Consider the following 8617-nt stretch of genomic DNA (forward strand, 5'->3'; position numbering starts at 1 on the left):
GATATATTGACGCCACTTGGAGGCGCTGGATTCCTGCTTCCGCAGGAATGCGGGCCTAATTGTGAATTGTCCACAGAGCCTAGTAGTAAGTTACAGAAGGCATAGGATGTTTCTGTCTAGCCGACGAACCACCCCGCTAACTCGTCGCGGTTGCGGTCTAGCCACGCGGCGTTTAGGCGGATGCGTTCCAGAGACTGGCGCACGGTGCGCTCGCCGCCGGGCGCGGGGTTGTCCGTGAAGAAACGCTCCACATCGTCGCGCATTTCCAGCGTGGTGAACGCGGATGCGATGCCCACGAGCCGCATGATGGCAAAGCCGCCTTCGCCGTAGCGTCTGTCAAGTTCCGCCCAGTTGTCCTTGAGGAATTGCCACGCGAGGTCGCGTCCCTGCGTGTTGCCGGCGACCAGCGTCATCACGCTCACCGTTTCGTGCACGCGCACCTCGTCGCCGAGCGAGCGGTTCAGCGTTTCTGCGAGCAGCGCCTTGTCCTCGAACGACGACAGCCCATACAGGAAGCGCACTTTTTCTTCCTGCAACGGCGTGTCGGCGCGGAGCTGCCACATCGCATCGTACTCGGCGCGGCCGCCACGCTTCGCGGCTAGGCGGAAGACCATACCGCGAATGTCCGGGCTAACACTGCTCGGGTCGTCTGCGTAGGCGGAGAAGCGGGCGGCGGCTTCGCGTAGAGTGTCTTCGTCGTCGTTGCCGCCGATGTGGTTCAGCACTGTGCTGCGAAGCAGAGCGTCCATGTGCGACTCGCCAGGCTTCTCGTCCCAGCCGACGCTCGCGGCGACTTGCTGGAACACACTGCGCGAGAACGCTTGGAAATTACCGTAGAACGACTCGTCCGCAAGCAGATTGTCCATGCCGCCCAGGTTGGACGATAGGTCGGCGCATACCGGCGCGTTGTCTTCGCTGCGATACGCCTCGGCTATCGTGAGGAAGTCTGTCGCAGGGATAATGCCCGCGCGACTGAGCGCGTATGCGTCATTCTGAATGCCGAGCCGGTCGATGGGCGTCAGCGTCTTGGAGCGAATTGGTTCAACGAGCTTCTGCAAGTCCGCGCTGGAATAGCGCACACGATAGAAACCGTTCTGCACGGGGTTGATTTTCGTCCATGCGTCGTCCGCAGCGCCGTTGTCGGGCACATCCCATGCCAGGAGCTTCGTGTCCATCAGCTTAGACGCGCTCTCACTGCCGTTGGAAGTGTACACGCCGACTGGCACCTTCCAAAGTGTTTCGTCCGCCTGGCTATCTTCAAGTATGGCGTCATATACGAACCGGCGCTGCATCATGTGCAGGTTGATATTGCCGTCTTCGCGCTCGATGCCGACATCCAGCATTGGATAGCCGGTCTGCAGCACCCAACTGTCCATTATCTCCGCAACCGGCTCGCCGGACACTTCTCCGAGCGCGTTCCACAGGTCGGTTCGGGTCGCGTTGTCGTACTGGTGTGTTGTCAGGTATTTGTTCAAGCCTTTCTGGAATGTCTCCGCGCCGAGGTAGTCTTCGAGCATGCGCAGTATGGAGCCGCCCTTGCTGTAGCTAATCGCGTCGAACAGCTCGCCAATTTGCGCCGGATTGCTGACTTCCTGCTCGATGGGATGCGAGTTGCGCAGACCGTCTAGGCTGAGCGCGCGGTTGGTGTCGTTTGAGACGAACTGCGTCCACATTTCCCAGTCGGGGAACAGCGCGTCCGTCGCCCTGTCGCCCATCCAAGATGCAAAGCTTTCGTTGAGCCAGAGGTCGTTCCACCATTCCATGGTTACGAGGTCGCCGAACCACATGTGCGCCATTTCGTGGGCGATGATGGCTGCGACAACTTGGCGTGTGCCGACCGATGTGTTCTCCGGATCGACGAGCAGCGCGGTCTCGCGGTAGGTAATCGCTCCCCAGTTTTCCATCGCGCCGGCGGCGAAGTCCGGGATTGCGAAGTGGTCGAGCTTCGGTAGCGGGTAGGGGATGCCGAAGTAGTCGTTCAGGTATTTCAGCAGGCGGATGGAAGTGTCCAAGGCGAAACGCCCTTGCTCTTCGTGTCCGCGTGTGGTGAAGACGCGCATTAGTGTACCGTTGTCCGCGACGCCTTCTATGTATGACAAGTCGCCCACGACGAAGGCAAGCAGGTAGGTGGACATGATAGGCGTCTCGGCATAGCGTACCGCCTTGACTCCCGGACGCACCTCTTCCTCGCTGACGATGGGCATGTTGGACTCGGCCACCATGTCCGATGGAACGATGAGCGTGAGGTCAAATATCGCTTTCAGCGCGGGTTCATCCCAGCAGGGGAATGCGCGGCGCGCGTCCGTCGCTTCCATCTGCGTGGTCGCCAAGTGGCGTTCGTTGCCGTCGATGTCGGTGTAGGTGCTGCGATAGAAGCCACGCAGCTTGTCGTTCAACTCCCCGGTGAACTCGAAGGCGAGCGCTGCGTTGCCGGCGGGCAATTCACTGCCGAACTCTAGCGTCGCAGTCTCGGCTTCTTCGTCGAAAGATATACTTTGCGCGGGGATAGTCTCGCCGGCGGCCGGCGTTACTGAGCACGACTGAATTTCGATTTCGATGCAGTTCAGCGTGATGGCGCTAGTTGGCGAAAGCACTTCAATCTGAATCGTTTCGCTGCCGGTGAATGTGAATGTGCTGAAGTCCGGCTCTAGCGTGATGTCGTACTTGGCAGGCTTGACATTCGCCGGGACCAGAAATGCGTTTGAAGTGGTCATTGATTCCTCTCAGTGATTGTCTCTGATTTGCCAGAGGTCTGTGAGTATGTTTTGAGCGCGGCTAGCTCGCCGTCCAGTTGGGCTTGCGCTTTTCGGAGAACGCCAGCGGTCCCTCTACGAAGTCGTCGGACGCAGCGGCTTTAAGCTGCTCAGAGTATGTGCGGTTGAGAGCGATGTCAAGTGGCCAGTCGTAGCCGCTCGTTGCCATCTGCTTGCTCGCTCGCGCCGACAGTGGCGCGACTTCTAGGATTTCGTTCGCCCAGCGCTCCGCTGTCGCCATGAGGTCTGCCAGCGGCACGACTTCGTTGACCAAGCCGAGTCGGTACGCTTCCTGCACGGGTATGCGGCGCGCGGTGAGCAGCATGCCCATAGCAATCTTGTATGGGACATGGCGCGGCAGTCTGTGAACGCCGCCCGCGCCGGCAATCAGCCCAACGCGCGGCTCAGGCAAGCCGACCTCTGCGTGGTCTGCGGCGATGATAATGTCGCATGCCATGGCGAGTTCCAGCCCACCGCCGAGAGCGTAGCCGTTGACTGCGGCGATTATGGGCTTCCAGCACTCGAAGTTGGATGTGATGCCGCCGAATCGGGCAATCTCGCCGGAGCGGTCGCGTCTGCCGCGCTCTGCGGTGTATCGTAGGTCATTGCCGGCGCTGAACGCACGCTCTCCGGTGCCGGTGAGTATCGCGATCCACGCGTCCGGGTCGTCTCGGAATGCGCTGAATGCATGGTACAGCTCAGCGTTCGCGGGTGGATGCAGCGCGTTCAGGCGTTCGGGCCTGTTGATGGTTACATAGGCGATGCGCCCCTTCTTTTCGTATGTGATGAATTCGTACGACATTGCGTTCTCCTAGTTTACACGGCGCGATTCGCCAGCTTGAATTACAGTGTTTTCGCAGTGGGAATTATACCAGTTTCGGCGGGCTTACTTCCTGCCGCCCCAGCTATCCCAGTGGGTAACTTCTTCGATGGGCTTGCGGCGCGTGGTACCGTAGCGCACGCCGTCCGCCGGGTAGCCGATGGGCAGCAGCGCGGCGGTTTCCACATTATCCGGGATGCCGAATATCTCGCGCACTTCTCCTTCGAATTGTTTGTGGAATGTGGTGAGCACGCTGCCCAACCCAAGCCCGCGCGCGGCGAGAAGAATGTTCTGCACGGCCGGGTATATGGACGATCCGGTGGTCAGGTTGGTTGTGCCACCGTGTTCGATGCAGGCGAGCAGCAGAACGGGGGCATCGTCCATGTGCTCAACTAGATGCGTCGCGGAACGAAGTATGCGCGGGTTGGCATCTTGCAGTCATTGCAGATTGGGCAGCGCGTTGCGTCCCGCGCGCCGGTATATGTCCGATAGCTTGGCGCGCTTCTCTGCGTCTTGGACTATGACGAAATGCCACATCTGGCGGTTCGTGCCGCTCGGCGCCTTGGACCCAGCTTCGAGTATCTTGTCCAGCGCCTCTTGCGGCACCGGGTCCGGCTTAAAGTAGCGTATTGCTCGTTGCGTGCTGATTGCGTCGAACAGACTTATGTCTTCGTTCATTGTGCGCTCCTGAATGTTGGTCTTCTGTGATGTCCTGTCAGTGGTTTATGAGTTGATTTCAGTATAGGGACAGAGTGATTATATCGCATTGCACAGTCGCTTTGTGTGCGGCATGAGCGGCGCTCTGATAAGATAGGCGGGCATCATTTTAGACAAATTGACAGCGATAAAATGTAACACATGGAGGCAACGCAGATGAAGGTCGGCACAGGAATGCGAGGCGGGCTGGTGGCGGACATTCCCGAAAACGCTCGTAAGGCGGAAGAGTTGGGCTATGACTTTTTCGCCACGAATGAAACCAAGCACAACCCGTTTGTAACCGCGACGCTGGCGGCGGAACATACGAAGCATGCACAGGTGCGAACATCTATCGCGCTGGCATTCGCGCGCAGCCCGATGGACACGGCGTATATGGCGTGGGACTTGCAGTCGCTATCGGGCGGACGCTTTCAGCTTGGTATGGGCAGTCAGGTGCGGGGGCACATCGTCCGGCGCTTCAACATGCCGTGGGGACGACCGGCGCCGCGTATGCGCGAATACATACAGGCGATGCGCCATGTTTGGGACAGTTGGCAACACGGCACGCGCGTGAACTTTCAGGGCGACTTCTATAATTTCAACCTGATGCCGCCGTTCTTCACGCCCGATCCGATTGAGTATCCGGACATCAAGATATACATTGCGGCGGTCAACGAGCGGATGCTGCAGGTGGCGGGGGAAGTGTGCGACGGCGTGCTGCTGCACTCGTTCGGCACATTCAAGTACATCAACGATGTGGTTATACCCAACTTGCAGAAGGGCGCGGACAAGGCGGGCAGATCGCTGTCAGACATCGACATAAACGGCGGGGCGTACATCATCACCGGTCCCAGTGAGGAGAGCATAGACCGCAGCCGGCAAGAAGTGAAGAACGCAATATCGTTCTACGCATCTACGCGTAGCTACGCGCCGGTGATGAATCACCACGGCTGGAACGACACGGCGCAGCGGCTATACCGCATGTCTGTGGATAACAAGTGGGGCGAGATGGGCGCGCTTATTACCGACGAGATGCTTGATGAATTCGCCATAGTGGGCGGCTATGATGAAATCGTGGACAAGATTAAGGACACCTACGGTCCGTTCGCTAGCTCGCTAAGCTTTTCGATTCCTGTGAACTCCGGCGAGGATGAGGAGATACTGAAGGATATGATTGCTCGGTTGCAGGCGGATTAGTGCCGGAGCAATCGGTGGTTGTGGGCCGCTGGTCAGAAATCGAAGGCGCGCGGCGGGATTCGATTGCGTTCTGCGCGGATGATGTCTTCGATTTCGAGGGCGGCTTTGTCGGTGGCGTCGGTGTGGTGGACTACGGTGTAGTCGAATTTTTCGGCTTCCCGTAGTTCGTGGCGGGCTTGGTCGATGCGGCGTTGCAGTGTGGCGGTGTCTTCGGTGCCGCGTCCGCGCAAACGGCGCTCTAGTTCGGCTTCGCTGGGTGGCGCGAGGAATATGAAGAGTGCGTCCGGCGCTAACTGGCGCACGGTCGCCGCGCCCTGCACATCAATCTTGAGAATGACATCTTTCCCCATACTCAAGGCATCCATCACCTGTGCCTTAGGCACTCCGTAGTAGTTGCCGTGTACGGTCGCCCACTCCAACAGTTCGTCATCGGCAATCATTGACTCGAATTGTCGGATACTGACGAAGTGGTAGTCCTCTCCGTCGCGCTCGCTGGCGCGTTTGGGGCGGGTCGTTGCCGTAACGGTGAAGTGGTAGGGCGTGCCGACTTCTCTCAGGCGCGAGAGCAGCAGGTCCTTGCCTACGCCGGACGGTCCGGATAATACAAGCAGGAGCGGGTTGCGGGCGGTTTGCGCGGGCATTATCGGTTGCGCAGGTAGTTCCACGATTTCTTCTTGTCTTCGCCGCCGGTCATCTGCTGGTAGCGCTGCGTGAGCTTTTCGCCGAAGAATGCGGTCGCCATCGACTGCCCGGCGGTCGGCAGAGTGTTCTCGCCGGTATCTACGACGGCGCCGGCGTCCCATCGCGCTCTGCCTTCCCACGCCTTGATGAAGGTCTCGACAAGTTCGTCGTTGTTGGACTCTTTGAGCATATTGCGGTACGAATACAGCTCGGTGATGTACTCGTCCAGCCAGTGAACTAGCGCTTCGGTGTTCGTGTAGCAGGCCGCTTCGTTGTCGATTGGGTCTTCGGACGCGAGGCGCGAGTATTCGGCGAAAGTGGCGGCGGCGAGCTGGTGCATCTCTCGCCACGATTCGCTGCCGGCGGTGGTCGTTACGAATGCGGACGATAGGACGGTGGGCAGCACTTCCATGGCGACCGCGTAGCTGTCGTGTTCGTGCGGATCAAGGAACAACGGCTTTGCGCCGATTAGTTCGACCATTCCCACAACGGTCTTCACAGAAGTCTGATCGGCGGAATTGGACGGCGAGATGCAGTATTTCGCGCCTTGGAACAGGTCAGCGGATGCGTCTTCGAGAACGGAGTACGGCTTGCGAATCAGGGGGCGGCCACTGACGAAGCTTGCGTTGGGCGGCAGGAGATCGTCTGCCCATTCGATCGCCTTGACTTTGGCGGCGCAGGTATCGGTAACCACGCAGCCGTCTTCCACGATGGGCGCGATGGCGTTCAACAACTCGCGCGTTTGCGTGAATGGCGAGTCTAGGACTATCATCTGCGCGCCGCGAACCGCGTTGCGGAGGTTCGATGATTCCTCGTCGTAAGCGCCCGCCTTGTACGCGATTTTCAGGGCATCCCTGTCGCCGGAGCTGCCCACAATTTCCGTGTTTCGCAGGTTGGCACTCTTCAGGGCAAGCCCCAAGGACACGCCGACAATGCCCGTTCCTATGATGGTAATGCGCTCCAAATCGCACCTCCTGCTTCGTTCTGCCGCTGATGGTATTTTCAGCGAATTTCAATGATGCTCTTGATGAGAGTCTATCATAGATTGCGGGGCTATCGTTACACGCCCAGCAGCAATCGCACCAGTGTGGTGATTGCGGGGAATAGTATGCGGCTCAGTATGCCTGTGTTCAGCACGCTGTCGGCGAGCACGATGACTAGCAGGATTATCATACCGAATCGCTCGGTGCGAGCGAACGGTGCGGCTATGGCGCGTGGCAGTACGCCCAGCGCGACTTTGAAGCCGTCGAGCGGCGCGATGGGGAGCAGGTTGAATAGCGCCAGCACGACATTCCAGAGCACCAGCGCCTGAAGGAACTGCGCGTCTATGCCACCTCCGATGTAAACCGTGCCGAGCCTGAACGGCAGCGCGGCAAGTGTCGCCACGACCACGTTGGATATGGGGCCGGCGAGTGCGACGACAGCCATTCCCGGGCGCTCGCCAATGCGCAGGAATGCAGGTGTTACGGGCGTGGGCTTGCCCCAGCCAAATCCGGCGACGAATATGAGAATCGTGCCAATCGGGTCGAGGTGCGAGACGGGGTTGAGCGTGAGTCGACCTTGATCTCGTGCGGTGTGGTCGCCGAGCTGCGTTGCCGACCAAGCATGGCTGAATTCGTGGACAGTGATGCCGACGATGAGCGCCACGGCGAACGCGGCAAGGCTAATTAGCGCTGCGAACGGGTCGGTTAGGAATTGGTCGATGAGACGGAAGAGCAAGTCAAGACCTGCGAGAAAACATCAGGAAATGCAATAAGGGACGCAAAGAACGGCAATCATGCGACACGCGGCGGGACGAACATGTCATCCCGCCGCGCGGTGAGTTCAAATCGGTTAGGCTGTGTCAGTGCTTACTGGGCGCAGCCGCAGCCACCACCGCCGCTGCCGCAGCCTCCACCAGAGCCACAACCGCCGCCGCCACCACCGCAGGCGCAACCGCCGCCGGTGCCGACTTGGAAGTTCGGGTTGCTGATGACGAAGCCGCTGCGCATCAGGCCGTCCACGTAGTCAATCTGCGCACCTTCGACAAGGGGGGCGCTTTCGGGGTCAACGAGGACCTGCACGCCGGGGGCATCGACCACCAGGTCGTCCGCCTTCGCCTCGCGTTCCATGCCGAGCATATACTGGAAACTGCCGTGCGGGCCCGGTACGACCATCATCCGCAGCAAAGCGCCGGTCTCGCCCTGCTCGTTCAGTATTTCTTCGAGCTTCTGTGAAGCCAAGTCCGAAACTTCGATAAGAGGAGTTGCTATTGTCACTGTGCCACCTCCGGGCGGTACGCCTGAGTATGCAGCCGCTACTGGCTACTTGTGCAGCCAATCGTATCATTAGCGCACTGGGCGGTCAAGGATTGGGTGCGATATGTGTCAGCCTTCATGGTACTGGGCTGAAATATGTGGAGGGGATGGATAGGGCTTTTAGGGGCTGCGGTTGTTGATGGGGATGGTTAGCCTGGGAGTGGGGATTTGGG

At 59.3% G+C, this 8617-nt stretch carries 9 protein-coding genes; 1 reads left to right on the top strand and 8 read right to left on the bottom strand.

Going from position 1 to position 8617, the window contains the following annotated elements:
* Positions 1 to 116 precede the first annotated feature (116 nt).
* The 4 genes from F4X57_09190 to F4X57_09205 form a co-directional block, all read right to left on the bottom strand.
* Positions 117 to 2714: a M1 family metallopeptidase gene (locus F4X57_09190; GenBank protein ID MYC07327.1), complete on the bottom strand. Its 2598-nt coding sequence runs from the start codon at positions 2712 to 2714 to the stop codon at positions 117 to 119.
* Positions 2715 to 2775: 61 nt separating this feature from the next.
* Entirely contained in the window at positions 2776 to 3555 is a 780-nt protein-coding gene (locus F4X57_09195) for an enoyl-CoA hydratase (GenBank protein ID MYC07328.1), read from the bottom strand.
* Positions 3556 to 3639: 84 nt separating this feature from the next.
* Complete coding sequence (locus F4X57_09200; GenBank protein MYC07329.1) at positions 3640 to 3957, bottom strand: nitroreductase family protein; 318 nt, start codon at positions 3955 to 3957, stop codon at positions 3640 to 3642.
* Positions 3958 to 4011: 54 nt separating this feature from the next.
* Positions 4012 to 4251 (bottom strand): hypothetical protein, encoded by a 240-nt coding sequence (locus F4X57_09205; GenBank protein ID MYC07330.1) that lies wholly within the window; start codon positions 4249 to 4251, stop codon positions 4012 to 4014.
* 180 nt (positions 4252 to 4431) lie between these two features.
* Between F4X57_09205 and F4X57_09210 the strand changes: the two genes are divergently transcribed.
* Complete coding sequence (locus F4X57_09210; protein ID MYC07331.1) at positions 4432 to 5466, top strand: TIGR03617 family F420-dependent LLM class oxidoreductase; 1035 nt, start codon at positions 4432 to 4434, stop codon at positions 5464 to 5466.
* Between the two features lie 32 nt (positions 5467 to 5498).
* Here F4X57_09210 and F4X57_09215 read toward each other — a convergent pair whose 3' ends face one another.
* From F4X57_09215 to F4X57_09230, 4 genes are all read right to left on the bottom strand, one after another.
* Complete coding sequence (locus F4X57_09215; protein ID MYC07332.1) at positions 5499 to 6107, bottom strand: guanylate kinase; 609 nt, start codon at positions 6105 to 6107, stop codon at positions 5499 to 5501.
* A complete protein-coding gene (locus F4X57_09220; GenBank protein MYC07333.1) occupies positions 6107 to 7153 on the bottom strand; it encodes a prephenate dehydrogenase/arogenate dehydrogenase family protein in 1047 nt (348 codons plus the stop codon). The genes F4X57_09215 and F4X57_09220 overlap by 1 nt, the downstream gene beginning before the upstream one ends.
* Before the next feature lie 53 nt (positions 7154 to 7206).
* The gene (locus F4X57_09225; protein MYC07334.1) at positions 7207 to 7866 is read right to left on the bottom strand and encodes a site-2 protease family protein; all 660 of its coding nucleotides are present in this window, start codon (positions 7864 to 7866) and stop codon (positions 7207 to 7209) included.
* Between the two features lie 131 nt (positions 7867 to 7997).
* Positions 7998 to 8405 carry an iron-sulfur cluster assembly accessory protein gene (locus F4X57_09230; GenBank protein ID MYC07335.1) on the bottom strand — a complete coding sequence of 136 codons (408 nt, stop codon included), beginning with the start codon at positions 8403 to 8405 and terminating at the stop codon, positions 7998 to 8000.
* Between the last annotated feature and the right edge of the window lie 212 nt (positions 8406 to 8617).

It is taken from the genome of Chloroflexota bacterium (assembly GCA_009840355.1).
In the GTDB taxonomy this organism is placed as follows: Bacteria; Chloroflexota; Dehalococcoidia; order Lucifugimonadales; family JADFKI01; genus Bin90.